Annotated in this window: 21 protein-coding genes, 1 tRNA gene and 1 pseudogene; 10 read left to right on the top strand and 13 right to left on the bottom strand. The window is 40.2% G+C overall.

The window, feature by feature from the left end; all coding sequences use genetic code 11:
• Nucleotides 1-36: 36 nt before the first annotated feature.
• A complete protein-coding gene (hisN, locus tag ACE3JL_RS03015) occupies nucleotides 37-843 on the bottom strand; it encodes a histidinol-phosphatase (protein WP_271989674.1) in 807 nt (268 codons plus the stop codon).
• A gap of 853 nt (nucleotides 844-1,696) precedes the next feature.
• Here hisN and ACE3JL_RS03010 point away from each other — a divergent pair.
• Genes ACE3JL_RS03010 through hypF form a run of 3 tightly spaced genes read left to right on the top strand, consistent with a single transcriptional unit; the run spans nucleotide 1,697 to nucleotide 5,176 of the window.
• Nucleotides 1,697-2,134 carry a hypothetical protein gene (locus ACE3JL_RS03010; protein ID WP_375328816.1) on the top strand — a complete coding sequence of 146 codons (438 nt, stop codon included), beginning with the start codon at nucleotides 1,697-1,699 and terminating at the stop codon, nucleotides 2,132-2,134.
• Nucleotides 2,135-2,186: 52 nt separating this feature from the next.
• Nucleotides 2,187-2,861, top strand: coding sequence for an ATP-dependent Zn protease (locus ACE3JL_RS03005; protein WP_271989672.1), 675 nt, complete (start codon nucleotides 2,187-2,189; stop codon nucleotides 2,859-2,861).
• A 50-nt stretch (nucleotides 2,862-2,911) separates the two neighbouring features.
• Nucleotides 2,912-5,176, top strand: a complete 2,265-nt coding sequence (hypF, locus tag ACE3JL_RS03000; protein WP_375328815.1) for a carbamoyltransferase HypF — start codon at nucleotides 2,912-2,914, stop codon at nucleotides 5,174-5,176.
• 92 nt (nucleotides 5,177-5,268) lie between these two features.
• Here the strand turns inward: hypF and ACE3JL_RS02995 are convergent, their stop codons facing one another.
• The gene (locus ACE3JL_RS02995) at nucleotides 5,269-5,562 is read right to left on the bottom strand and encodes a hypothetical protein (protein ID WP_375328814.1); all 294 of its coding nucleotides are present in this window, start codon (nucleotides 5,560-5,562) and stop codon (nucleotides 5,269-5,271) included.
• Nucleotides 5,563-5,927: 365 nt separating this feature from the next.
• Between ACE3JL_RS02995 and ACE3JL_RS02990 the strand changes: the two genes are divergently transcribed.
• Entirely contained in the window at nucleotides 5,928-7,658 is a 1,731-nt protein-coding gene (locus ACE3JL_RS02990) for a diflavin flavoprotein (protein WP_375328813.1), read from the top strand.
• Nucleotides 7,659-7,730: 72 nt separating this feature from the next.
• Here the strand turns inward: ACE3JL_RS02990 and ACE3JL_RS02985 are convergent, their stop codons facing one another.
• The 3 genes from ACE3JL_RS02985 to ACE3JL_RS02975 all read right to left on the bottom strand — a co-directional run bounded on the left by ACE3JL_RS02985 (nucleotide 7,731) and on the right by ACE3JL_RS02975 (nucleotide 8,608).
• Nucleotides 7,731-7,904: a DUF3368 domain-containing protein gene (locus ACE3JL_RS02985; protein ID WP_271989668.1), complete on the bottom strand. Its 174-nt coding sequence runs from the start codon at nucleotides 7,902-7,904 to the stop codon at nucleotides 7,731-7,733.
• A 214-nt stretch (nucleotides 7,905-8,118) separates the two neighbouring features.
• Nucleotides 8,119-8,337, bottom strand: a complete 219-nt coding sequence (locus ACE3JL_RS02980; protein WP_375328812.1) for a hypothetical protein — start codon at nucleotides 8,335-8,337, stop codon at nucleotides 8,119-8,121.
• Complete coding sequence (locus ACE3JL_RS02975; protein ID WP_271989664.1) at nucleotides 8,324-8,608, bottom strand: UPF0175 family protein; 285 nt, start codon at nucleotides 8,606-8,608, stop codon at nucleotides 8,324-8,326. The genes ACE3JL_RS02980 and ACE3JL_RS02975 overlap by 14 nt, the downstream gene beginning before the upstream one ends.
• A gap of 508 nt (nucleotides 8,609-9,116) precedes the next feature.
• Between ACE3JL_RS02975 and ACE3JL_RS02970 the strand changes: the two are divergent.
• Nucleotides 9,117-9,476, top strand: a pseudogene (locus ACE3JL_RS02970) (transposase family protein); the annotation flags it as partial.
• A gap of 251 nt (nucleotides 9,477-9,727) precedes the next feature.
• Here the strand turns inward: ACE3JL_RS02970 and ACE3JL_RS02965 are convergent.
• A tRNA-Arg gene (locus tag ACE3JL_RS02965) sits at nucleotides 9,728-9,801 on the bottom strand.
• A gap of 43 nt (nucleotides 9,802-9,844) precedes the next feature.
• Here ACE3JL_RS02965 and moaC point away from each other — a divergent pair.
• Entirely contained in the window at nucleotides 9,845-10,345 is a 501-nt protein-coding gene (gene moaC, locus ACE3JL_RS02960; protein WP_375328811.1) for a cyclic pyranopterin monophosphate synthase MoaC, read from the top strand.
• A 459-nt stretch (nucleotides 10,346-10,804) separates the two neighbouring features.
• Here the strand turns inward: moaC and bchH are convergent, their stop codons facing one another.
• On the bottom strand, nucleotides 10,805-14,470 hold the full coding sequence (gene bchH, locus ACE3JL_RS02955) for a magnesium chelatase subunit H (protein WP_375328810.1): 3,666 nt from the start codon (nucleotides 14,468-14,470) through the stop codon (nucleotides 10,805-10,807).
• Nucleotides 14,471-14,669: 199 nt separating this feature from the next.
• On the opposite strand from bchH, the gene ACE3JL_RS02950 reads away from it, so the two are divergent.
• A complete protein-coding gene (locus ACE3JL_RS02950) occupies nucleotides 14,670-14,915 on the top strand; it encodes a hypothetical protein (protein WP_375328809.1) in 246 nt (81 codons plus the stop codon).
• 358 nt (nucleotides 14,916-15,273) lie between these two features.
• On the opposite strand, the gene ACE3JL_RS02945 is transcribed toward ACE3JL_RS02950, so the two are convergent.
• The 5 genes from ACE3JL_RS02945 to ACE3JL_RS02925 all read right to left on the bottom strand — a co-directional run bounded on the left by ACE3JL_RS02945 (nucleotide 15,274) and on the right by ACE3JL_RS02925 (nucleotide 23,228).
• Nucleotides 15,274-18,111 carry a helicase-related protein gene (locus tag ACE3JL_RS02945; protein WP_375328808.1) on the bottom strand — a complete coding sequence of 946 codons (2,838 nt, stop codon included), beginning with the start codon at nucleotides 18,109-18,111 and terminating at the stop codon, nucleotides 15,274-15,276.
• A 491-nt stretch (nucleotides 18,112-18,602) separates the two neighbouring features.
• Nucleotides 18,603-21,155 carry a leucine--tRNA ligase gene (gene leuS, locus ACE3JL_RS02940; RefSeq protein WP_375328807.1) on the bottom strand — a complete coding sequence of 851 codons (2,553 nt, stop codon included), beginning with the start codon at nucleotides 21,153-21,155 and terminating at the stop codon, nucleotides 18,603-18,605.
• A 145-nt stretch (nucleotides 21,156-21,300) separates the two neighbouring features.
• Entirely contained in the window at nucleotides 21,301-21,633 is a 333-nt protein-coding gene (locus tag ACE3JL_RS02935) for a BON domain-containing protein (RefSeq protein ID WP_375328806.1), read from the bottom strand.
• A 22-nt stretch (nucleotides 21,634-21,655) separates the two neighbouring features.
• The gene (locus ACE3JL_RS02930) at nucleotides 21,656-22,585 is read right to left on the bottom strand and encodes a CoB--CoM heterodisulfide reductase iron-sulfur subunit B family protein (protein WP_375328805.1); all 930 of its coding nucleotides are present in this window, start codon (nucleotides 22,583-22,585) and stop codon (nucleotides 21,656-21,658) included.
• Nucleotides 22,586-22,877: 292 nt separating this feature from the next.
• Complete coding sequence (locus ACE3JL_RS02925) at nucleotides 22,878-23,228, bottom strand: STAS domain-containing protein (RefSeq protein WP_271988391.1); 351 nt, start codon at nucleotides 23,226-23,228, stop codon at nucleotides 22,878-22,880.
• Between the two features lie 359 nt (nucleotides 23,229-23,587).
• Between ACE3JL_RS02925 and ACE3JL_RS02920 the strand changes: the two genes are divergently transcribed.
• The 3 genes from ACE3JL_RS02920 to ACE3JL_RS02910 all read left to right on the top strand — a co-directional run bounded on the left by ACE3JL_RS02920 (nucleotide 23,588) and on the right by ACE3JL_RS02910 (nucleotide 25,720).
• Nucleotides 23,588-23,782 (top strand): hypothetical protein, encoded by a 195-nt coding sequence (locus ACE3JL_RS02920; RefSeq protein WP_150978309.1) that lies wholly within the window; start codon nucleotides 23,588-23,590, stop codon nucleotides 23,780-23,782.
• A gap of 300 nt (nucleotides 23,783-24,082) precedes the next feature.
• Nucleotides 24,083-24,427 carry a hypothetical protein gene (locus ACE3JL_RS02915; RefSeq protein WP_004160645.1) on the top strand — a complete coding sequence of 115 codons (345 nt, stop codon included), beginning with the start codon at nucleotides 24,083-24,085 and terminating at the stop codon, nucleotides 24,425-24,427.
• 78 nt (nucleotides 24,428-24,505) lie between these two features.
• The gene (locus tag ACE3JL_RS02910; protein WP_375328804.1) at nucleotides 24,506-25,720 is read left to right on the top strand and encodes a DUF790 family protein; all 1,215 of its coding nucleotides are present in this window, start codon (nucleotides 24,506-24,508) and stop codon (nucleotides 25,718-25,720) included.
• A 102-nt stretch (nucleotides 25,721-25,822) separates the two neighbouring features.
• On the opposite strand, the gene ACE3JL_RS02905 is transcribed toward ACE3JL_RS02910, so the two are convergent.
• Entirely contained in the window at nucleotides 25,823-26,284 is a 462-nt protein-coding gene (locus tag ACE3JL_RS02905) for an Hsp20/alpha crystallin family protein (protein ID WP_271988388.1), read from the bottom strand.
• Nucleotides 26,285-26,486: the final 202 nt, after the last annotated feature.

Genomic DNA, 26,486 nt, shown 5'->3' with positions numbered 1-26,486 from the left:
TGGGTTAGTTGTTGACTAATTATCTTAGTATTGGCACTAACCCACTCTGCTGATTTGTTCTAAAACCTGCTGCCATAAACCCGAATTAGAGACGGCTAAAACTTCGCTAGAATCAGCTTGTAGGGGATTACCTGACCAATCGCTAATTATTCCGCCAGCACCTTCAATAATCGGGATTAAAGCACAAAAATCGTAGTATTTCAGGTCTGATTCTAGGATTACCATCGGCATGGCAGTGCAGCCAGTGGCTAACATCATATAGTTATAACAATCACCCCCAAAAGCGGTACGTTTACAGACGGTTTGCAGCTGACGAGCGATCGCTTGTTGTCGTTCTGTGATAAACATTAAGGGAGTGGTGGAGGCTAAACAGGCATTTTTTAAGGCAAGTTCTTGATCTTGACGGTAGGGATTAACAATGATCTGGTTATTATAAAGACTCGCTTTTCCCTTCACTCCTAACCAGCGATCGCCTAAAATCGGTTGATCGACAATTCCTAAAATCGGTCGATTTTCTGCCACCAGGCCGATTAAAGTCCCAAAAATCGGCAATCCCTTGACAAAAGAGGATGTGCCATCGATTGGATCCAATACCCAATAACGACCACTTTGGGAGGGAATATTAAGTCCTTCTTCCCGAATAACCCCATCTTCAGGCAATTCTCGCCGAATAATCGCCACCATCGCCTCCTCAGCTTCTTGATCGGCGATTGTTACTATTGAGGAAACTTGATCGAGTTTGGTTTCGGTTTCTAGATGAGGCTGCCGAAAATAGCGCCGGATAATCTCTCCAGAAGCCTCCGCTAATTGATGAGCTAGTTGGATAGTGCGATCGATATTCATCAATAAAAGTTATCCATACAGGAAAACAATAATATTTATTTATGTTAAAGGGAAGTGGGGAATTATGAATTATGAATTATAAATTATGAATTATCAGTGGGGAGATGGGGGAAGTGGGGGAAATTTCCCTATCACCCTAAATCCCTATTGCCCCTTGGATAGTGCGATCAATATTCATCAATAAAAGTTATCCATAGTGGAAAACAATAATATTTATTTATGTTAAAGGGGAGGTGGGGAATTATGAATTATGAATTATCAGTGGGGAGATGGGGGAAGTGGGGGAAATTTCCCTATCACCCTAAATCCCTATTGCCTCTTGGATAGTGCGATCAATATTCATCAATAAAAGTTATCCATAGTGGAAAACAATAATATTTATTTATGTTAAAGGGGAGGTGGGGAATTATGAATTATAAATTATGAATTATCAGTGGGGAGATGGGGGAAGTGGGGGAAATTTCCCTATCACCCTAAATCCCTATTGCCTCTTGGATAGTGCGATCAATATTCATCAATAAGTAGTCGTGCAAAATTAATTTCCTAGTAAAGATAGGCAAAAGGCAAGAGGCAAAAGGCAAGAGGGGGTTAGATATGTGTAATTAATTTTGCTTAGGTACTTAAAAGTTATCCATAGTGAAAAACAATAATATTTATTTATGTTAAAGGGGAGTGGGGAAGTGGGGAGATGGGGGATTTAGCGGAAATTTCCCGATCACCCTAAATCCCTATTGCTGCGTCGAACCTAGAACTATCAGTGGGTAACAGCTTGATTTTGACTCCATAATTAAGTTAGTCAACGATCGATTTAATCTCAAGACGAGAAAAAATTAATCTATTAGGAGTTTAGCTGATGACGGCTTTTACGGAAAATGACCTAAAAAGGTTAGAAGATTTGATTATCAATGGACAAAAAGCGATCGAAACTCGTTTAACCTCTTTGGAGAGTGGACAAAAAGCGATCGAAACTCGTTTAACCTCTTTGGAGAGTGGACAAAAAGCGATCGAAACTCGTTTAACCTCTTTGGAGAGTGGACAAAAAGCGATCGAAACTCGTTTAACCTCTTTGGAGAGTGGACAAAAAGCGATCGAGAATAGCATCGGAGAGATCAAAAGAGAAATTCAAGTCCTAGAGATAGGACAGACGGAAATTAAGGGAGAAATCAGGACTTTAGACGCAAAAATCACGGGTTTAAATGAAAGAGTGCAACTCATCGAGGCATCCGTGGTAAAAATCCCCGATTTAGCCGAAAAAATTGGGGAAGTAAAAAACTGGATTCGGGGAAAATAAAACTAGGCCATGTAACATAGTATTAAGCATTTGTATATTTTTATTAATTTTTATGGAACAGACAGCCTTAAATCTGATCGCGATCGCCGTTTTTTCGATCACTCTTTCCGTATTTGTCACTCCTTTGCTGTCTATTTCGCCTTTTGTCCCCGCTTTGGCTACTTTTAGCCTCTTGGGATTAGTTACCGTTGATACTCTCACCTTTAATAACCGGGGCGTGACTTTACTACTGGATGCTCTTTCTCCTAGTAAACACCGTCAAAGAGTTATCTACCACGAAGCCGGACATTTTCTCACCGCTTATATTTTGGGTATTCCGATCGCCAGTTATAGTTTGACCGCTTGGGAAGCCTTTCGTCAAGGCCAGGAGGGAGTCGGCGGTGTTCAATTTGATTTAGCAGATTTAGAGCAAAAAGTCAAGAACTTTACCGATTTTCCCGCTTTTTTAGAGAGAATTTCTACGGTGTGGATGGCGGGAATTGCTGCCGAAACCTTAGTTTATGGTAAAGCGACAGGGGGAGAAAGCGATCGATTTTATCTGCAATCGGCCTTAAAATTAGCGGGGGTTCCTGAGAATAATTATGCTCAGAAAGAGCGCTGGAGTTTATTACAGGCAAAAACTCTTTTAGAAAAACAACAGACTGCTTATCAAGCTTTAGTGATAGCTATGGAAAAAAGGACTAGTGTGGAAGAATGCTGTCAGGTGATTAGTGACAGTTTAGTATAACGGGAAAAGTAATCAGGGATAGATTTGATGATTTCTCCGTTAAATTATTTATGAATAATCAGAGCAGTCAATCCGATCAGCGATTAGCTTTAATTGTGCGCGGAGCAGTACAAGGGGTCGGTTTTCGTCCTTTTGTTTATCGATTAGCAACGGAATTAAACCTAACTGGTTGGGTGAATAATACAGCAGCGGGGGTTTTTATTGAAGTCGAGGGCGATCAAGAAAAACTAGAAACTTTTTTGACTCGATTATCTTTAGAAAAACCTCCTCGATCGCTAGTTGAAAATATTGAGACTCAATGGTTAAATTCCGTCGGTTATCAAAACTTTAGCATACGTCATAGCGGCGGCGGTGAAAAAAATACAATTGTTCTGCCCGATTTAGCCACTTGTCCCGATTGTTTAGCCGATATTTTTGACCCGAATAATCGTCGTTATCGCTATCCTTTTACTAACTGCACTAACTGCGGTCCTCGCTACAGTATTATCGAGGGTTTACCCTATGATCGCAGTGCCACAACTATGAGGGGTTTTAATCAGTGTCCCCAATGTCAAAGGGAATACGAAAACCCTCTGGATCGCCGTTTTCATGCCCAACCGAATGCCTGTCCTCGTTGCGGACCCCAAATTAGTCTTTTAGACAGTCAAGGAACTGTATTAGGGGAAAAAGATCAAGCTTTAATCGCCACCGCTAGAGCAATTCAACAGGGAAAAATTATAGCGATCAAAGGATTAGGAGGATTTCACCTAGTTGTCGATGCAAGAAATACGGAAGCAGTGCAAAAATTGCGACAACGTAAACAGCGACCGGATAAACCTTTTGCCGTGATGTATCCTAATCTTGAGTTAGTGAAAAAGCATGGTTATGTCTCTTCTTTAGAATCGCAATTATTGCAGTCTCCTGCATCGGCAATTGTCCTGATTAAACAAAGAAAAAATTATCTTTCTCCTTCGGTTTCTCCAGATAATCCCTATCTAGGAGTCATGTTACCCTATACTCCCCTACATCATCTTTTATTAGCAGAATTAGGCTTTCCTATTGTAGCAACTAGTGGTAATCTAGCCGATGAACCTATCTGTATTGAGGAAAAAGAAGCTTTAGAAAAATTAGGAACAATCGCCGATTTATTTCTAGTTCACAATCGTCCCATCCTTCGACCAGTGGATGACTCTATTATCAGGGAAATGGCGGGAAAAGCGATGATTTTGCGGCGAGCGCGGGGATATGCTCCCTTTCCCGTTAAAGTTAATGAGGGAGATTTTCCCCCGATTTTGGCCGTGGGAAGTTATTTTAAAAATACCGTGGCTATCTATCAAAAAAATCAAGTTTTTATCAGTCAACATATCGGCGATTTAGATACAGTTAATGCCGTTAATCATTTTGAAAATATCCTCGATAGTTTAAAAAAATTATACGAATTTGTACCAGAAATTATTGCCTGTGATGCTCATCCAGAATATCTAGCGACAAAGTACGCTTATAGCTTAAATTTGCCCGTTATTCCCATTCAACACCATTACGCTCACGTTTTATCCTGCATGGCAGAACATCAGCTACAACCTCCAGTTTTAGGTGTTGCTTGGGATGGAACGGGATACGGTTTAGACGGCACAATTTGGGGGGGAGAATTTATCCATATTACTGCCGATTCTTGGCAGCGAGTCGCCCATTTTAAACCCTGGCCATTACCCGGAGGAGAAAAAGCGGTTAAAGAACCTAGACGCGTAGCTTTAGGATTACTAGAAGTTATGGAAAATACCGATAGGATAAAATCAGCTTTTAGTGAACAGGAATGGTCGATTTTTAGGCAAATGTTAACAAAAAAAATTAATTGTCCTTTAACTTCTAGTGTCGGGCGTTTGTTTGATGGTGTGGCGGCGATCCTAGGTTTATGTTATCAATTAAGTTTTGAGGGACAAGCAGCAATGCAATTAGAATTCGCCCTTGAGGGCATTAAAACGGAGGAATATTATAATTTTTCTTTATCAGCTGACTCACCCATAGTTATTGATTGGAATCAGATAATTTTAGGAGTTGTTGAGGATTTAGAAAAACAAGGACAAATCGGCATAATTGCCGCTAAATTTCATAATAGTTTAAGTGAGATTGTTGTAGAAATTGCCCACCAAATAGGTAGAGAAAAAATTCTCCTGACGGGAGGCTGTTTTCAAAATCGTTATCTGACGGAAAGAACAATTAATCGCCTACAAGCTACGGGATTTCAACCCTACTGGCAGCAAACTGTTCCCACTAATGATGGTGGTATTAGCCTTGGTCAAATTATCGGAGCTTTTTCTCAACTCAAACAGTTCTAGAATAGCCGACAATCTACCTTTTTATTCGGTTATTTCAGCAGCGTTAAAGATAAACCCCAGAGACACAAAGAACAGAGAGAGCCGATTTTTTTCTAGACTGTTAAACGATGCCACTCAACGATTTTATTGCCGACTTTCAAAATAATTGCTTGACCTAAACCCAGTTCTTGTGTCACATTAACTAGATGGGCGAAATTTTGACGGGTGATCGCTAGTCCCTGCAAACAGGCTAGAAAATCGAGACAGAGAACCGTAGAAAATTCCCAAGTTTGCCGGTAAATACGGCAATTGTCCGGTAAAAAAGCCACAAGAGTGCGAAAATGACTCAAAGCGGCTTTCTCAAAATTGGCGCTAGTGCAGTCAAAAGACGAGTGCGGATAGCTCATAAAAACTTTGCTTGATAGGGAAAGAGCAGGGTTTCCCCCAGACTAGCACCTCGCTTCTGGGGATCACCTTCCCTTTAGAATTTCTCAATAGACTGGCAAATCCCCCCAGAGGAGTATTGTTACCTGCGAACAAATTGCCAGAAGCTAGGTTTCTTCCCAGAGATGGTGTACTTTAGATATTGATGTCCTTCTGGCTAGCAAGATAACCTGTAAATTTCCCCACTCGTCCCCAGCGATAAAAGGCTGTATTTAGTCAAAAATCAAGTGTTGACTTTGATGCCAAACTTGCCTAGTAAAAAATGATGACAGCCTCAAGTTGCCGCTTAACTAATTGACTACTTAACTGATAACTGGTAACTAAGATTATGAATAATGCAATTGTCAAACCGAGAGATGTACAAGTAGCACCGATTGCCGTCGATACTTTTGTCTTTCGTTCCCGCACTTGGGACCGGTTAAAATTCGAGATCGAATACGGATTACAAAAGGGAACCACCGCCAATAGTTATCTAATTAAAGGTGAAAAGGTCGCTCTTTTTGATCCACCGGGGGAATCATTCTCTGCTATATTTTTAGAGGCTTTAACTAAAAGAATCGATCCGAAAACTATTGATTATATTATCCTGGGTCACGTTAACCCCAATCGTGCCGTCACCCTCAAGGCACTTTTAGAAATCGCGCCTCAAGTCACTTTTGTTTGTTCCAATCCGGGGGCAATTTCCCTGAAAAAAATTCTTGAAACCGAAGCATTAAATCTGTTGGTTGTCAAGGGGGAAGAAATATTAAATTTAGGAGCAAACCATCAATTAGAATTTATCCTCACTCCTAACCCCAGATTTCCTGATCAACTCTGTACCTACGACAGCAAAACCGATATTCTCTACACCGATAAATTATTCGGAGCGCACGTTTGTGGCGACCAAATTTTTGACGAGGGTTGGACGGTTTATAACGAAGATCGGCGTTATTATTTCGATTGTCTCATGGCTCCCTATGCGGGCCAAATTAGCAACGCTTTGGAGAAATTAGCCGCTAAATCGCCCTTATTTTATGCTGTTGGTCACGGTCCTCTGGTGCGTTACGGAATGCACGAATTGACCCTTTCCTATCAACAATGGTTAGCAGTACAAAAGTCCCAAGAGTTGACAATCGCCCTGATTTATGCCAGTGCCTACGGCAACACCGCCACCCTCGCTCAAGCGATCGCCATCGGGATTACGAAAGCGGGAGTAGCAGTGACGGCGATTAATGCCGAGTCCGCCGAACCAGACGAGATCAAAACGGCGATCGAAAAAAGTGTCGGTTTTATCTTTGGTTCCCCCACTTTGGGAGGACACGCACCGACTCCCATCCAAACTGCCTTGGGGATTACCCTAGCAAATGGCGATAAAAGCAAGCTGGTGGGGGTTTTTGGCTCCTACGGTTGGAGTGGGGAAGCGGTGGATCTTTTAGAAGGTAAATTCCGGGATGGCGGTTATCGCTTCGGTTTTGAGCCAATTCGGGTTAAATTTACACCCACGGAGGCAATTTTAAAGACCTGTGAGGAAGCAGGAACCGATTTCGCTCAAGCAGTCAAAAAAGCTCGCAAAAGCAGACAACCGAAAACTAATGTTAACCAATCCCAAAGCGATCGGCGATCGCAGTCCCTGGGACGTTTGGTGGGTTCTCTCTGTATCGTCACCTGCGAATTGGGAGAATTGCGCGGCGCCATGTTAGCCTCTTGGGTGTCGCAAGCGACGTTCACCCCCCCCGGATTGACTATTGCCGTGGCGAAAGAACGAGCGATCGAGTCTCTGCTTTATAGCGGTACGCCTTTTGTCCTTAATATCCTCCAAGAAGGTCAACATTTGGCTTTAATGAAGCATTTTCTTAAACCTTTTACTCCAGGAGAAGATCGTTTCGCTAATATCGAAACCACTAAAGCTGAGAACGGTGGGCCGATTTTGGCCGAAGCGCTCGCTTATCTGGAATGTCGGGTAGAACAACGAATGGAGTGCGGTGATCATTGGCTGATTTATGCGATCGCAGAAAAAGGCAAGGTTTTACACCAGGGTTTAACCGCCATCCATCATCGCAAATCCGGCAGTTATTATTAACTCATGGTGACGGTCAAGGGATCGCAAAAAACAAGGGTTTCAGCTGATCCCGAAAGTGAACAATACTCTCCCCTATCCTTCTGCTACTGTTTGTAAAACAAAATCAATAAATTTCTGGCTGTAGTATATGCCTTGTTGTTGTATCGTTTCTATGTAAGGTTTGACTGCAGCGATCTTTCCCAACTGTTTTGCTTTAATTAAAATACCGATCGAACCTGTAATTGGAATATTGAGAGATTTACACACCTGACGAGCAGCTAATTCATCGATAAGTACTAAAGAGGCTTTTTGTTCTAGTGCAAGGACGATGACTTCTGATTCTCCTCGATCTAGAGTCGGTAATAAGCTGTTCGTAATTTAAATTGCTTGTTGAGACGAGGCAAAAGGCAAGAGGCAAAAGGCAACAGTAAAGGGATTGGGGGGGGTCGGCTAATCTAAGAATAAGCGGTTTAAATGCGTCTTAGCTTAGTAAGGAAACCTGATGTTGAGAGGCGATTTCTCGGACAGAAATCCACTGTTCTCGTAATAGATTGATCGAGCCAGTTTTGTCTTGATCGTAAGTGCTGATTTCAAGAGCTACTACCTTAGGAATAACGATGCTTTTAACTATTTCTTGTAAAAGACCGAGTTGACCAATTTGCGCAAAAGCGATGAGGGGAGTAGCGTTACTTACAATCATCAGGTTCCAGTTTTTCTATTCCCTTTAATTCAACCGCTAACGCCGATTCGTCATAATCAAACAATACAATCCCTTTTTTAGACAAAATATCCATAAATTCTAGGCGATTAATTCTCGCTAATTCCGCCGCTTTTCCTAAAGAAAGTCGCTTTTCTTGAAAATAATAAATAGCGGCCAGAAGTTTAATTTCTTGACCGGGTTCATCAATTCCTATTTTTAAAGCGGCAAGAACATCGGGAGAAAATTCTAGATTTAATGTTTCATTTTTCATTCTAAGTACCTAGTTAAAAATAAAGTTAACTTTAGAGACAAGGGAACTCCGGAACAGGGAACAGAAGGGTTTCTGACTTTTTTTAAGATGTCTCTTAATTATTACAGCTTACAGCGTTTCTCATAAAGATGAAGTATAATTTGATTTGGCATCGTCTCCTGACTCCTGATTGAGGTGATTAAACCGCACAGTGCGCTATTATAGCAGAGGGCAGAAGGCAGAAGGAAAATCCTTGCCAGAACTGAATTTTAGCGATTTAGGTTGTCCTAAACAACTCGTTCTCTGCTATAAGTCTTATTAATCCCTCTAGGTGCAAGGGTTTTAATGTCATGAAACCTTAAAATGAGAATTGCTGCTGTTTAATCTACCTACCGGAAAAAAAAGCCCTATTAGAAAGTAATAGTGAAATAGAAGTAATAGTGGTGGATGTGTCAGAACAGGAGATAGAAAGACCGAAAAAAAACAGAAATCATGCTATAGTGGAAAGCAGGGATACCACACATTAAAGTCGCAAGTCGTTGCCGATCTCGCGCAGCGAGCGCGTTGCGACCAAAAAAGCGAGCAGGTAATCTGTGTCCCTTGTGAGAAAGGAAGAGTCCATGATTTTCGACTGGGTCAAGAGAGCAAAATAAGGTTAAATAAGGAAATAGAAATATTAGGGGATAAAGACTATCAAGGAATTCAGAAAATCCATCAAAACAGTCAAATCCCTCATAAAAAAAAGAAAAAAGAAAAACTAAGTAAAGAGCAAAAAAAAAGCCAATCGTCAGTTATCACAACGGAGCAGAGTTATAGAACATATTCATCGTCGTCTCAAAATATTTCGGATACTTTCATCAAGATACAGAAATCGCAGACGGCAATTTGATCTGAGATTGAATTTGATTGCTGGTATCTACAATTACGAACTTCGTTACCGACAAAAGGATATATCTTGATTACTTTTGCAAGAGATCTATAGAAGTCATTCCCAAAACCAGTAAACAATTTCAGCAAGCTTTTGATTGTTATCAAAGACGATTTGTACTACATTAGGGACTTGAGGGAGATGGGCTAAAAAACCAAAGGAACTAGGAACCATCGGAACCTAATTCCTGTAGTATGTGCCATTGTATCTAACGGGCTTGGAGAGACTCGAACTCCCGACCTTGTGGTCCGTAGCCACACGCTCTAATCCACTAAGCTACAAGCCCTTGTTTTTCTCAACAGTAAACTACTATAGCACAGGTTCATTCAATGACGCAAGAGGGTAAAGAAAAATTATCTCATCTCGACAGCCAAGGCGAGGCCCGGATGGTGGATGTATCAGAGAAAATGCCCACTAAACGCACTGCTATTGCCCTAGGACAAGTGAGAATGCTAAAAACTACTTTTGAAGCTATAGAACAGGGAAATGCGCCTAAAGGTGACGTTTTAGGGACTGCCAGACTAGCGGGAATTATGGCGGCCAAACAAACTGCCTCCTTAATTCCCCTTTGTCATCCCTTACCCTTGCAAAAAATCAATGTTCAGATTATCCCGAAAGCAGAGTTACCCGGTTACGAAATTCGGGCAGAAGTGGTGACAAAATCGGAAACTGGGGTAGAAATGGAGGCTTTAACAGCGGTGTCTGTGGCAGCCTTGACTTTATACGATATGGCTAAAGCGTTAGAAAAATCAATCCTGATTGAAAATATCCGTCTGCTGAGTAAAACAGGAGGGAAATCAGATTATCACAAGGATTCCCTGTTGCCATGAAAACCCTAAGTAGGGTTTGCGGCAAAAAGTTTTTCCTGGTGTCAGGGTGTGGGGTTGTACCAATTTTCAGGGAGTCAATTACCTAATTTTTGGGCTCTTCTAGGTTCTGTGTGATAAGTTTAACTTACATAAGTACCTAAGCAAAATTAATTACACATATCTAACCCCCTCTTGCCTTTTGCCTCTTGCCTTTTGCCTATCTTTGCTAGGAAATTAATTTTGCACGACTACTTAGGATCGATCAATCTTTGTGTCCTTTGTGTCTTTGTGGTTCCTTCCACCCCCTCGCTAGGGGGAATGTATCTTAGAATACATTTTACCCACCAAATCCAAGAGAGCCATTTTTGGGGAAAAAGTACCTGAATTTTCCCCCCAATCACTCCAATCGCTGGCACTTTTTGATTTCAAAAAAGCCTAAAGATATTATCCAAGAAGGTTTTTAGATTTATTCAGCAAACCCTAAGTAACCCCTTCTAACTTTTCATCGGTCAATTGATATAATTCCTGTAATTTCTCTAATTTGTCGGGGTCTGCTTGCCAAAAACCGCGACCCTGTGCTTCTAACATTCTACCGACAATATTACGGAAAGCTTCAGGATTAGCTTGACGCAATTTTTCCGCCATTTCTGCATCAAAAGCGTAGGTATCGGCTGCCTGATCATACACCCAATCGTCACTAAAATTAGCCGTACCGCCCCAACCAATTAAAGCGGTCATTCTTTGGGAGATTTCGTAGGCCCCACCGGAACCTTGATTAACCATAGCATTGGCCCATTTAGGATTGAGTAATTTACTGCGGTATTCTAAGCGCAAAACTTCCTCTAATTTGCGGGGAGTTGTATCATTGGAAAAACTCTCAACAAAACTTGTCATCACCCGTTGACCGCTTTGTTTTTCTGCGGCTAATTTTAATCCTCCCGTGTTGCCGTAGTATTCCTGAATATCGGTTAAACCGTACTCTACCGAGTCAATTTCTTGGATAATACTCTCACTGGTTTTTAATAACTGTTGTAGCACTTCTGGTCGCGCTTGTCCCTTATCTTGACGACCATAACTAAAAACATTACGCTTTTCCCAAGTTTTCGCTAATTCGTTGTCATTGTCCCAATTTCCCTCCACTACTTGGTCATTAACTAAAGAGCCAAAATCCCCAGCAGGATTGGAAAATAAACGAGCGCTGGCATTGTCAATTCCTTGACTTTTTAAGGCTAAATAGTGTTTACGGATATAATTATCATTTTCCGATTCTTCTATCTCGGCTGCCCGCTGCATTAAATCATCCAATAACTCGATAATATTGATAAAAGTATCCCGAAAAATTCCCGATAAATTAGCCAGAATATCGATGCGCGGGTGTCCAATTTCCCCTAGAGGTTTTAATTCATACCTAACAATTCTTCCTGTTCCCTCTTTCACCGGTTCTGCACCAACTAATTCTAAGAGAATACCCAGGGACTCACCCTTAGTTTTAATCACATCTAATCCCCAGAGTAAAACCGCTACAGTTTCGGGATATTTTCCTTTTTCGGTTAAGTTTTGTTCTAGCAGTTTTTTGGCGATTTCTCGTCCGCGGGTGTAGGCTGCTGGGGAAGGCATCCGGTAGGGGTCTAAAGCGTGTATATTGCGTCCTGTAGGCAAAACTCCCGCACCATCCCGGAGTAAATCACCCCCCGGCGCTGGGGGTATATATTCCCCATTTAATCCCCGCAAAAGATTAGTTAACTCCTCGCTATTTTGTCCTAATAAATTTTTAATAGTAATGCCTTCTTTAACCTTTTCATTGGTTGCTTCATCAGCGAGAATTTGCTGAAATTCTCGCTCAGATAAATCGGTAAAATAAGCATCAAGATAACCTTTTAATTCTTCCTGATTGGGAGCAGTTCCTAGGGTGTGTAAACCCGAAGAAAATAGTCTTTGCTCGACGATTTGCAGGTAATTATACACCTTGACAAAATAATCGGTTAGTGCATAGCGGCTAAATAATTTTGCATTTTCTAAATTGAATTCTATTCCCTGTTTTTCTGCTTCCAGAAAAGGACAATCTTTAGAGATACCTGTATCAATAATTTTTTGGAGAATACTATCTCTTAAAGCGTAATTTTTCTCAGGATTTTCTCGAAACTCGGCAATCAAATCTCGTAAAATCATCAATTCTTTATACAATCCCGCTCGTCCGTAGGGAGGCACATTATGGGAAATTAACACCCCATAACCGCGACGTTTAGCTAGGATAGATTCCGAGGGATTATTAGCGGCATAAATATATAAATTCGGTAAATCCCCTAATAAAATATCTGACCAAGAATAACCGGTATTTCCTAGGGGTGAACCGGGCAGCCATTCGACAGTTCCGTGCATACCAAAATGAACGAGCGCATCGGTCTTAAAATCTTTTTGTAACCACTGATAAAAGGCTGCATACTGAGGGTGAGGAGTTAAATCTTTTTCAAACATTAACCGCATCGGATCCCCAGCAATTCCTAAAGGTGGCTGCACTCCAATCCAGATATTACCTAACTCAATTCCCCCTAAATGATACTGGTCGCCAATAGTTTTTATACCCGCATCTTTAAGAGATTTCCAGTGTTTTTCGATGCGAGAAATTAATAGATAACCTAGCCAATTTTCTAAAGTTTCTATCGATAAACGATTTTGTTTAGAGAGATTTTCATCATCGGCAAATTTAACTTTTTGAATAATTTCTTCCCCGTCTTCGGGAATCGTTCCCAGATTATAACCCTGCGCTTGTAAAGCTTGTAAAAACTTAACTAAACTTCGGGGAACATTTAATAAAGCTGCCGTACCAACTGCCCCATAACCCGGGGGAAATCCATAGAGAATGATGGCTATTTTGCGTTCTTGCGGAGGGGTTTTATGTAACTTAATCCAACTATTTAAACGTCCAGTTAAACGCTGTAATCTTTCGGGGATTAAATAGATAGTTTCCCCCACTAATCCCCCCAGAGGAATTGTATCAATTGCCCCATCTAATTCCGGTAAAGCGTATAGAACCACACTCTGTAAACCACCGATTCCCTGTCTTGTCCAAGAATAAATATCTTGAATCAATAAAGGGGCAGCGATAAGATAAGGAATATTTTTAGCCGACAGAATTCGTTTAGCCACTTCTACCTGTCTTCCTGCTTCCATAGAACCCGCAGGACCCCCCACCAAAGGAAAGCCAATCGTCGAAACAATTGCATCTACTTTCACCACATCTTCACTTAAAGAAGGAGTTTCAATGATTCCTTTTTTTCTTTGCTGAATTTCGTAGTCTGTAGTTAACCAATCCCGAACAATTGTATGGCCTTCCACTCCGTTAATAAACACGGGTAGGGGAATTAAATTAGCCGTTTCAAAATGACGGATTAATTGATTAATATAGGGTAGTTTACTGATAACGTGCTTCCGATAAAGCAGCAGGGCCACCACTGGTTTATCAAGGGATTTATTTTTCTTATACCAAGCTAAATATTCTTGGGGAGTGAGAAAATAACCCTGATAATCGGGGTGTAGTAGTCCCTTATTGGGAGTTTCGATAACTTCGGGGATTTCCTGTACTTTTAATCCTAGATATTTTTGGGCAATTACCCAACACATAGCGGCAACATTTTCGGTTCCTCCCGCATTCCAATAACCGTAAATAATTAACCAATTACGCAAATCTTGAACTTTTTTAGCGGGAATAAATTTCAGCAGTTTCGGACCAGTTTTAAGGAAACTGAGATAACCAGCTAACTTATCTTCTTCCTTGCCACTGGAAAATTTACTCAAGATAAATTGAATTGGTTTTGGCATTCCTTTTGGTTTATCCCCGATGGCAAATTCTCCCAAACGGGTTAAACTCATTAACTCTAAAGCAGACTCAAAAACTAAGCGAATGGGAATCTGTGCCGCTCGTTGCCGCAGCCAAGTAACTTGATCGTAATCGAAGATCAAACTAGCAAAAAAAATGTCAGCAGTGGCTAAAGCTTGCTCGACTATTTCCGGTTCGCTAGTCAAGGATTTATCGCTGAATACTTTTACCTCTAAATCGGGACATTTAGAACTAGCCAACAGGCCCGATTGCCGATACAAATTACTGTTAAAGGTTTCAAAGCCAACAATTAAAACAATGCTTTTCATAAGTAGTCGTGCAAAATTAATTTTTTGGTTAGGATAGGCAAAAGGCAAAAGGCAAGAGGTAGTGAGATAGGTGTAATTAATTTTACCTAGGTACTAAGAATATCTTTAGACCAATCAGGGTGCGTTATTTTACCTTAACACACCCCCTGGAATGATCATAACAACAAATTAATAATAACTGCCAGATTTGCGATGATGGATGGCGGTTAAACCCTGCCTCAACCTGATTAATCAGCTATTATCCTGCAATGATGGCGATGAACCCCGCATTGTGCAGAAAAATCAGGAATTGCTGGATGAGGGGTTGGTAAAGGTAATGGTAGCAGTAGCGCAATGCTTAGGTGATGTTAAGTACCTAAGCAAAATTAATTACACATATCTAACCCCCCCTTACCTTTTGCCTTTCTTCACTAGGAAATTTATTTTGCACGACTACTTATACTAATAATAGTGGCTCTTCGGTTTATGTTATGCAATGAACGGGGGTTATAGAGGATGTAACCCTTGTATAGAAAGGCATTTAGCGATTTTTGTCAATTGTTTTTTATCTAAAGCGAACTAATCAATTAAGTCTCTTGCCAGATAAGGATTTAGTCGATTTATGCTCCCCTATCGAACCATACCAAGTAACGAAGAGCCATAATAGTCTTGCCCAAATTTTTATTAAGGACGGGATGATCTTAAAAATATGCAATATCAAGTCAATCTCAAGCAATCAGAAGAGGGATATGCCGTTCATTCAAAATCGACAAATTGGGTTTTGGGTTTTATTGTCGATGTAGTCGGGGATGAGCATTTTATTCTTATTGAGTATTGATTGAATTTAAAAGTAATTTGAGATCATCATCTTCATTTTCAGGCTTTAAATATAATGCACAAATTCGCTCAACATCATCGGCTAAAACTTTATTTTTTTGACACCAATCTTGAAGGCAAATATCACTTAAATTTTCAATAAAATCATGGTCAACATTAGCGGCTGGCGTACTTTCTTCACAGGTAATTTTATCTAAAATTTTAACAATATCAGGTTCAGCTAATTGTTTAGTAATGGGATTATAAAAAATGCCGTGATAATTTTGCTTATGTAAAACTAATAGATAAAGTAAGGGATGTTTTTCTGAATATATTTTAGCACTAATTAAATCATCAGATAAAGTTTTTGCATAATCACGATTAAGTTGAAGTTTTGCTGTATGTTGATAATAAGGAGAAATTTCTAAATCTGCTAAAGCATTAAGATTGATTTCCCCAGATTCAATCGTCACTTGATATGCCATTTCAGAAATATTAATTTCTTGAGTTTCCGCAATAGTTAAAACAGGTAAATCAATTACTTTTTTTGATTCTTGATGACGAGACATTAATTTTTTCCATCGTTTTTGAATTTCCACTAAATTACGATTTAGTTCAGTGTGACTATTCTTTTCAGTAAGTGTTGGCACAAAAGTATAAATGTGAACAATGCGAGGTAAATGCCAGAAACGTAAAATTCTTCCGGCTCTTTGAACTGGTGCGATCGGAGTCCAATCAATATCATAATTAATAACTACTGAAGCATCTTGCATATTGACACCAACACCATGGGCATCAGTCGAAATAAAAATATCATAATTTTCGGCAAATTTCTCGGTTGTTTTATTGGAGTGAGGAGCAAATTGTTTAATTAACTGTTCAATCTCTCTACTATCTTTCATCTGATATTTTTTTTCATCTTCGCTTTGCTCGATAGTATATGCAATTTTTAAAGAGGGAAAATTCTTTTCAAAGTGCTGAGAAAGATAAAAAACTGTAGCCCTTCTCTCACAAAAAATAATTACCTTTTGCTGTTTTTCTAATACCTGCTCTTTGATAAGGGCAGACAAAATTTTAACTTTTAGATCAAGGTTCTGATTAAGGTTCTGATTAAGGTTCTGATTGATTCGTTTCAGTTCAGCAATAATAGGTCTTAAAAATTTTTCTCTATCTTCACGAGAAAACATAAATTCAAGTTTCTCAAACTGATAGCTATTCTCCCCACCTGGAGTATCAGCAATACTTTCTAAAACTCCTTGAAGTGAGAGGGGCGAACTTGCCCATGCAATTTTAACTGAACGATTAAATAAATCTTTAAACATGATATTTTTAGATTTAAGGTTAAAGTAACCTTTGACTATTGCTTCAGTCAATTCATCTTGAAGAATAAGAGAAAAATTAATGCTATGAAGAATTATATTTGGCACATAATATCTTTCTTCACCAAAATTAATATAGGTTTCCGATTCTTGCTTTTGACCATAATATTTAGCAACGTGAGGAGTTGTTAATTGACTAGCCACAGAAAGATTAATAAATTCATCTATATCGTTGATACACCAAGCATTAATATCTTTTTTTTCTTCTGTAAATAAATGATTATGTTCTGGAAAATTTTCCAAGAAATAGTCAAATTCTTGAGGTTTACTTTCGCAAGTGTGAGGAAGTAGATAAAGTTGATTATTGATATTTTCAATATCTTTAGCATAAGGTGAACCAGTTAAAAGTAAAACTTTAAGATTACCCTTTTTTACTAATTCTCTAAGTTTGATAAAAGCTAATCTTTCTTCTTTGGGTTTTTTAGTCATATTAAATAAATCTTGTTTAAATCGATTTCTAAATTCTTGACTTTCATCAATAATTAATAACCAACGCTGATTTTTAATATCTTCTAAAATCTCTTCAAATAATTCCAAAGCATGATCTTGTTTAGCATCTTTTTTATCAAAAGTTTGTCGTACAAAATAATCACAGGGTAATCCCGCTTCTCGCATTTCTTTTTGCCAATTGCTTCGGACGGCTTTAGGTCCAATAACCATGATATTATCAATTAAATCTTCATCTCGTAAATGAAGAGCTACATGAACCGCTACAACAGTTTTGCCTAGTCCAGTTGAAGCAACCAGCATTGAGCCATCAAAGTTTTTGATCTGTCGTAAAGTTTGGGCAATCATGTCAATTTGGTAGGAAACTGGCTTTTTAGAATATCTAGTTTTGGGAGACTGGATATTTTCTAAAACCAACATAGTTTTGAGATAAATGTCCCAAGGTGCAGCAAACTGTAACCATTTTAGTAAAATTTCTAATAGTTCTTGAGTTAAATCTTTAGCCTCAGCAAAATAATCATCAAATTCTTTAACTAATGCAAGAACCTCTGTTTTATCAGTGATAATATTACCACCCTCAACTTGTTCTCTTAGTCCTTTACCAGTTAAATTTGACGAAGTTTGAATTGCCGCTTTTTCATCACAAATGTAAAGTTTATTATGATGATCTTTGGCTCTGGCATCTACAATTCCAAACTGATTTGATTGTATTTTTTCTATAATATCAAGAACTGATTTTCTTCTATCTCTGTCTAATCCTATACGCACATCTCTCATTATTTCTTGAATTAATGCCATCCTTGCCCTTTGCTCTCCTGGATCATCTAAACCTACCAAAATATAGGTTTGTTTTCCTGTAGTATAACCCCGAACTAAATTCCAACCTTTAATCGTAAAAAAGCCTGTGGCAATGCGAATTTTTTGATTAGCTTCTTCTAAGTATTTTGTAATATATTCTATTGATTTACCTGATTCAAACCAGCTTAATCTGTTGTTATTTAAAGATTTTAATTCTTTCATATTAAACCTTCAATATCGAGATATATTCTGAATCGTAAGTCATAACTAAGTAGTCGTGCAAAATTAATTTCCTAGTAAAGATAGGCAAAAGGCAAGAGGCAAAAGGCAAGAGGGGGTTAGATATGTGTAATTAATTTTGCTTAGGTACTTATTATAATCTCATTTCTCTTTGTGATCAAGTTGAAGATTTTCTAGTTTTTGACGGCTATAAGCATTAATACTCATTGCACAAGTGATACTAAATCTGGTTATTAAAAACTGATTATCTATTCCCTCTTTTGCCTCTTGCCTTTTGCCTGTCCTGATATGTATCCTATACTCAACGGATTTAGTATGAGATGCTCTCTACTAAATCTGGTTATTAAAGAATGATTATTTATTCCCCTTTTTGCATGAGTGCATGAGCAGAAAACGGGTTTCTCCGAGAAACCCGTTTTCTGTGATAACTGAAAAGGTTCTTAATTCCCTACGATTGTGATAATTGCTGTCATTTAAACCACGACAAAATTAACTAATTTGCCCGGGACAACAATCACTTTTTTGATTTCCTTACCCTCTAAATAACGTTGGGCGATTTCTGATTCCAGGGCGAGGGTTTCTAGGGTGCTTTTATCGGCACTAGCGGGAACTTGTATCGTGCCTCTGGTTTTTCCCAAAATTTGGATGACAAGGGTAATCTCGTCCACAATCAGGGCAGTAGGATCAACTTTTGGCCAGGGTTGCAGGTGAATTGATTGGCTATGGCCTAAAGCTTGCCATAATTCTTCGCTAAGATGGGGAGCAAAGAGGGAAAGTAAGATTAATAGGGTTTCGATTCCTTCCTGATAAATGGGGGATGCAAAACACTTATTATCACCTAAAGCGTTATTGAGTTTCATTAATTCGGAAATGGCGGTATTAAATTGATAATCTCCTTCTAAATCCTCGGAGATTTCTTTAATAGCGGTGTGAATTGCCCGTCTTAAATCCTTGTCAGTTTTCGAGAAAGTCTCTATTTTTTTGACTTGCTTGGGTTTATTTTCAATATATTCGCTGACTAAACGCCACACCCGATTAAGAAAGCGAAATTGTCCTTCTACTCCCGCATCTTCCCACTGTAAATCTTTTTCTGGGGGTGCAGTAAAAAGTATAAACATTCGCGCAGTATCAGCACCATATTTTTCTAAGACTTTCAGAGGATCAACGCCGTTATATTTCGACTTAGACATTTTTTCAAAGAAGAAAGAAAGAACTTCTCCCGTGTCTTTATCGTAATATTTATCCTCTTTATAGATAACATTTTCTGCGGGGACATATTTGCCAGTTTCGGGATTTTTGTAGGTTAATCCCTGTACCATTCCCTGGGTTAATAGACGGTTAAAAGGTTCATCGACATTAACTAAACCTCTGTCTCTTAAAACTTTGGTAAAGAAACGAGAATAGAGTAAATGTAGGATAGCGTGTTCGATTCCTCCGACGTATTGATCCACGGGCATCCAATCATTAACCTTCTCAAATTGAAAGGGTATATCTTCATTTTTAGCATCGGTATAACGGAGGAAATACCAACTAGAATCAATAAAAGTATCCATGGTGTCCGTTTCCCGTTTTGCGGGAGTGCCACAGCGAGGACAATCCACATTTACCCAGTCTTCTAATTTGGCTAAAGGAGAAGCACCTCGACCGCTAAATTCGACATTTTCTGGTAAAGTAACCGGTAAATTATTGATAGGTACTGGCACGGTTCCACAGTGGGGACAGTGGATAACTGGAATCGGACAACCCCAATATCTTTGACGGGAAATTAACCAATCCCGGAGACGATATTGTATTCTAGCTTTGCCGTAACCTTGGGCAGTGGCATAATCAATAATAGCGGTTTTTCCTGCTGTAGAATTAAGTCCGTTAAATTGAGCGGAATTAATCATAATTCCTGCTTCTGTATAGGCCTCTTTTAACTCAATTTCGCCACTTTCTGGAGTAATAACTATCTTAATTGGCAGGTTATTTTCCCCAGCAAATTTAAAATCGCGACTGTCGTGAGCCGGGACTCCCATCACTGCTCCCGTCCCGTATTCATAGAGGACATAATCAGCAATTAAAATCGGGATTTCTGCACCGGTAAAAGGATTAATTGCCAGTCCTCCGGTTTTAATACCGCGTTTGGGTTTATCTTCGGCAGTTCTTTCTAATTCGCTTTCACTGGCTATCTCTTGAATAAAAGTTTCTACGGCCGATTTTTGTTCGGGAGTGGTAACTTGTAAAGTTAAGGGATGTTCGGGAGCAAGTACCACATAAGTCACTCCATAAACCGTATCGGGACGAGTGGTAAAAACGGCAATTTTTTCTGGGGAATTAACAAGAGGAAATTCTAAATAAGCACCTACCGATTTACCAATCCAGTTGGCCTGCATGGTTTTAACCCGTTCCGGCCAACCGATAAGTTTATCTAAATCAGTGAGTAATTGTTCGGCATAATCGGTGATTTTTAGGAACCATTGCCGGAGTAACTTTCTTTCTACTTTAGCACCCGATCGCCAAGATTTTCCTTCACTATCTACCTGTTCATTGGCCAAGACAGTTTGATCGATAGGATCCCAATTTACTGCCGCTTCTTTTTGGTAAGCTAATCCCGATTCAAAAAACTGTAAAAATAGCCATTGGGTCCAACGATAATATTCCGGGGAACAGGTAGCAACTTCTCTTTCCCAATCGATAGATAATCCTAACTGTTGTAATTGCCGTTTCATCTGGGCAATATTTTGATCAGTCCATTTTGCTGGAGGAACTCCCCTTTCAATGGCGGCATTTTCTGCCGGTAATCCGAAAGCATCCCACCCCATGGGATGCAGCACGCGATAACCCTGCATTCTTTTCAGACGGGCAATCACATCGGTGATAGTATAGTTGCGAACGTGACCCATGTGCAGGTTGCCCGATGGATAGGGGAACATGGAGAGGGCGTAAAATTTCGGTTTATCGGCATTTTCTGGGGTTTTGTCCAATCCCATTTGCTGCCAAATCTTCTGCCATTTCTGTTCGATTTCTGCGGGGTTGTACGGCACTGGGGTCTTTTCTCCTGAGTTGTATCTATCCCTCCCATTTTACAGCAGCCGGCTGGGGGGCGATTGCCAGTCTTGGAGTTATCTACCCTAGCAAAAACCCTCTGGGTTTTAGTGGTTAATTTTCCCTGGGAATATAGCCTCGACTTCACCCAATAGTTACTTGACTGGTATCGACGCTGGTTGCCCCATGAACTTTACTAGCAATTGCTACCATTTTATTTAAATTCGCCTGATTGGAAACCTTGCCTTTAAGTACAACTTTACTGCTAGTTTGAGCGACCCACAATTTGTCTTCATCAGCTAAATCCGGTGTTTCGTCAAAAGCTAGAACTACTCGTTTAGCTAGGCCGCTTTCGTCGTATTTTCCATCTAATCCGACTCTTTCGGGGGGAATACCCGCAGCAGCGGCTTTTCCTGCGATCGCACTAGCGGCATCTGCCGGTTTATCTAAGCCAAAAATTCTTTTTAACCAATCCATTGCTAACACTCCTGATTGAGTTCTAAAACCCCAATTTCTTCAACAGGGATTTGGTGGAAACGATGTGTCGATCTAATCCTAAACGATCGGGACTGACTCCCACCGCTAAAGCGACTAATTGGGAAAAATGTAATACAGGTAAACCTAAACTTCGACCGATCACTTTTGCCACTTCCGGTTGTCGGGAATCAAGATTAAGATGGCATAAAGGACAAGGGGTGACTAAACAATCGGCCCCGGCTGCCATGGCCTCTAAAATGTGTTTTCCTGCCATTTGGAACGATTGGGTGGTGGCATAACTGGACAGGGGCCAACCACAGCATTGAGTGCGTCCTTGATAATAAATCGGATTGGCCCCCACGGTCCGAAAGACATTTTCTAGGGATTCCGGCTGAAAAGGATTATCGTAGGGGAGAGTATCCTGGGCCCGCAGGAGATAACAACCATAAAAACTGGCACAATTTAAGCCTGATAAGGGACGAATCACCTTGGCTGCCAAATTATCTAGGCCATAATCGCCCACAATTGCCCAGAGTAGGTGCTTAACCGTCGTTGTACCTTGGTAGGGGGAACAATGTTCTTTCTGTAAATAATTATTAACTTCCTCAACATAATCGGGATTATTATGCTTTGCTTCCTTCAAGCGCTCATCCACATGACCGATCACCCCTTGACAGGTGCTACAGTGAGTCAACAGGGGTAAATTGAGGGCTTCTGCTAGGGCAATATTGCGCGCATTGACGGCATCTTCTAACAGTTGCGAATCTTCCTTATAGGTTCCCGAACCACAACAGGCCGCTTTTTTGAGTTCGACTAAATTAATCCCCAAAGCTTCCGTCAGGGCTGCCGTGGATAAATATAGTTCCCGACAGGCCCCTTGAGCGACACAACCGGGAAAATAAGCATACTGGAGATTGTTGACTGTCATGGATTCTAGGAAATTACTACTCATTGCCTATCTACCATCTTGCCCCTCTTCCCCCCTGTCATCAGTAAAGTGATGGAATTTCTTAACAGACAGTCTTTTGTCAGCTGCTCCGAACAAGTGTACGGTAGTTTGTCCCCCGAAATAATACCCAAAAAGGAGGAGAGCCATCTCAACATTATAATGGCTCTCCTTGAGAAAAATTGTTGTCCTGAGGAGTCGGTTGTACAAATGGGAATCTGCCCAGTCAAGAGGTGATTTAGGAGTAGAATTCAGATTGTAGCTGAGAAGTTGTAGCGAGAAACCCTATTTTGTCTGCTTACGCCGCTTGGGTGAGGGTGATAACAGCATCAAAGTCAGCACGGCTAGGGAAAATCGAGAGAACCCGGTCTAGTTGGGTTAATTCAAAGATAATCTTGACTGAAGGTGGAATAGAACAGATATTGAAGGATTTTTCTTGACTTTGAGCCAGACGAAAGGCGGTAACTAAGGCCATTAATCCAGCGCTATCGAGGAACTCCACCCTACTCATATCCACGAGAAAAGCGATAGAGCGACTCCGGTTAACCAGATTGGTGAGCTGCTCCTGAAATTCTAGGACATTAGCGGCGGTAATATAGCCACTTGGCTCAAATAGAGCAATTTCTGGGACTTTTACGGGACTTTTCATGGCTAGGCTTTGAAATTCATAAATGAACCTTTTAACTGGAAATCAGATACCGCTATTATTTCCTAACTTTCTGATTTTGTAACCTTGGTCTTGATCGATTTTCTCTCTCTTGGAAAGATTAACGTTTTCTTAATCTTTCCCCCGTAGATCAGGAACCACTTTATAGGTTAGCCTCATATCTGGGCAGTAAAGAGAAACAGTCATCAAGGCCTATTAGGGCGAACACCAGGGGAAAGTCGTTAGGTTTAAGCTCTAATCCCGAATAACTGATGATGACCCAGTATTCTACCGGTATTTTTGCTAAAATAAAGTAAAGCGGGATACGGAAATTAGATTTATTGAAGTAGAGTAAGGAAATTGTGGATAACCAGCCGACTATCCGCCAATTAGTGGAAAAAGCCCTGTATTATCGTCAAATCACCCCAGAAATCGAAAAAGGAATTAATGAACTCCTCGGTCGTCTTGGCTACGTTTCTGACGTGGATTACGAGGCCCTCGAGTTGCTCATGGATGAAATGGACGAAGGCCGGATTAATCTCGTTCCGCGTCGGTAACTTCAGTTATCAGTTATCAGTTATCAGTTATCAGTGGTGAGTTATCAGTGGTGAGTTTTCAGTTCACTGATGGCCTTTCGATTCCTGCTTATGCAATGGACGGGGTTATAAGGGATGATTTAGCGATCACCCGATCAAACCGGACCTAGTAACGAAGAACCTGACTGATCACTGATTACTGTTTACTGTTTACTGATTACTGATCACTGATTACTGAACAATCCCCCAAAACCCAATTTCCCCAAATTTCCCCAAATTAATATAATTAACTTCAGGCTTTCTCTTAACCTGATTTCTTCGATGATTCCTTTAACTCTTAATCTCTTGCAAGGTTCCGTTACTTTTCGTTTCAGTCCCAGTGCTGCTCTCGATTTGCAAAGGGAAATTAACATTTTACTCGATCGCCTGAAAGCGATCGCCAGTAATGCTGCTAGTGGGGGTAAACCCCAACCCCAAAAACCGCTGGAATATCAGCACACTGGTGATGTGTTTCTGGAAGTGTTTTGTAATCCCAATATTTATCCGAATCCTTTTTCGGCTAAAGTTTTGTTAACGGTTCGCGACGATCGCCTGCGCTTAACCACAGAAGCAGAATTAACCCGTGTGATCGAGGATTTAGAGCGTTATCTCGACCAAAATAGTTAGAAGTGGCGGATTTTTGGGGTTTCGACCTTTGCTTGTCGTCCCACCTTTCCCCATCTGACTATTCTTCTCTAGCTTGCCATGTTGCCGACCGATTTATTGATTTCCCGTCAAAATGGCGAGACAATTATTCCCAAACGCTTACCGATCGCTCCTGATTATCTGGCGATCGCTAAAGAACAAATCACCTGTTTTCAGGAAAGTATCGGTGAAACTAAGGGAGAATTAAGCCAAAAACTCCTAATCTTGGAGGGAGACAGTCCCGATTATAAAATTAAACGGGGATTTGCTCACCTATTAACCAATCATTTTGCCACCTTTGAGATTATTAGTCCCTTAGAACCGCAGGAATTAAGAAAAAGAGTTTTTGAACAAGCGGCCAACTTTGTTCCTATTCCCCAAAATCGATCGCTAATTCTGGAGAAAATTGCCCAGCAACTCAGCCAAGAATTAAATCAAGAAATTTTTCCAGTAGCTCTAGAAAAAGGACTCTATGCTGATTTAGCAGAAAATAAAATTCTCACTCAATTTGATGCTCCCACTCCCGAAAACTTAATTCATCGTTTTAACCTCTCGCAAATTCAAGGGATTTTTTATCGAGCCAGTTATTTAATTATCAACGTCCACCGCAATGATCCGGGGGAATATAAATATCTCTTTCGCTATCTAAAACTATTTCGTTTAATGACTTATATCGAAGGGGATGCTGACACGGGATTTACTATTACTATCGATGGTCCCACCAGTTTATTTAAAGCTAATAGTCGTTATGGCATTGAAATCGCTAAATTAATTCCTGCCTTACTCCATGTTACTCACTGGAATTTGAAGGCACAATTACAGTATAAAGATTCCTATACAGGAACCATTAAAAAACAACAGTTCAATTTAGAGGATAACTGTGGTCTGGTGTCCCACTATTCCCCGGGTAAACCCTACGATAGTATGTTAGAGGAATCTTTTGCTAAACGTTGGTTACAGTTAAAAACTGAATGGCAACTGGAAAGGGAAGTAGATTTAGTTCCTTTACCTGGAGGAGTGATGATTCCCGATTTCCGTTTAGTGCATCCCGATGGTCGCGTTTTTCTCCTCGAAATTGTTGGTTATTGGCGACCAGAATACCTACAAAAGAAATTCTTGCAGGTTAAATCGGCCCAAGCAAATAATTTAATTTTAGCCGTATCGGAACGGTTAAATCTAGAAAAAGCTGGAGTTAAATTTCAAAATCTACCCGCTCAGGTTATCTGGTTTAAAGACAAATTATCACCCCAAGTAGTGTTAGAAGTTTTAAATTAAAAGGTTAAGAAGCTAAAAGCGGAAGTATGATTTAATACTCCCGCTTTGGTTTAATCAGACTAAGTTAACTCTTTCGCTTAAGACCAGACAATGAGTGTTACATCATTGAGCAATGGCAGGACTGATGGACACTTTCACCACTTTATTTTTTTCTTCTTCCGCTTTCGGGAGGGTGAGATTGAGAATGCCATCTTTGTATTCAGCGTTCACGTTATTGTTATCAACCCGGGCCGGTAGAGGAATAACCCGATGGAATTTACCATAACGGAATTCAGTGCGGGTAAATCCTTCTTCTTCGGTTTTAATTTCCGATTTTCTTTCACCATTAATGGTGAGACTATCGGCTGTTACTTCCACGTTGAGGTCTTTTGCTTCCATACCAGGTATTTCCAGTTTAAGCTGAACTGCCTCTGGCGTTTCGGTCACTTCCGCAGCCGGGATGAAGGATAACCCCACTTTTTCGCCATTGCCTACATCAGTCGGCACAAGACGGTCAAACAAGCGATTCATTTCTTTTTGTAGGCTTTCTACTTCTCTGAAAGGTTCCCAACGTATAAGTGCCATATAATTCACCTCCGAAGTTTTCTTGACGTTAGAGATGTTGATTTGTCTCTACACTTTTAGGATAGATAAAAGATTCTCTGACCAGGGTAGGGTTTTCGCTATTGAGTTTTTCCAGATTCCCGTACTATTTCCTATACTAGAGCTAGGTGAAAAAGTTTTTCGTGGGTGTGAGGAGGCAGTCGGCAAGAGATAGGTTTTAGGT

Origin of the sequence: Microcystis sp. BLCC-F210, assembly GCF_042134685.1 — a bacterium.
In the GTDB taxonomy this organism is placed as follows: Bacteria; Cyanobacteriota; Cyanobacteriia; order Cyanobacteriales; family Microcystaceae; genus Microcystis; species Microcystis aeruginosa_D.
The sequence above is the reverse complement of the archived record's forward strand: the minus strand, read 5'-3'. Positions and strand labels throughout refer to the sequence as shown.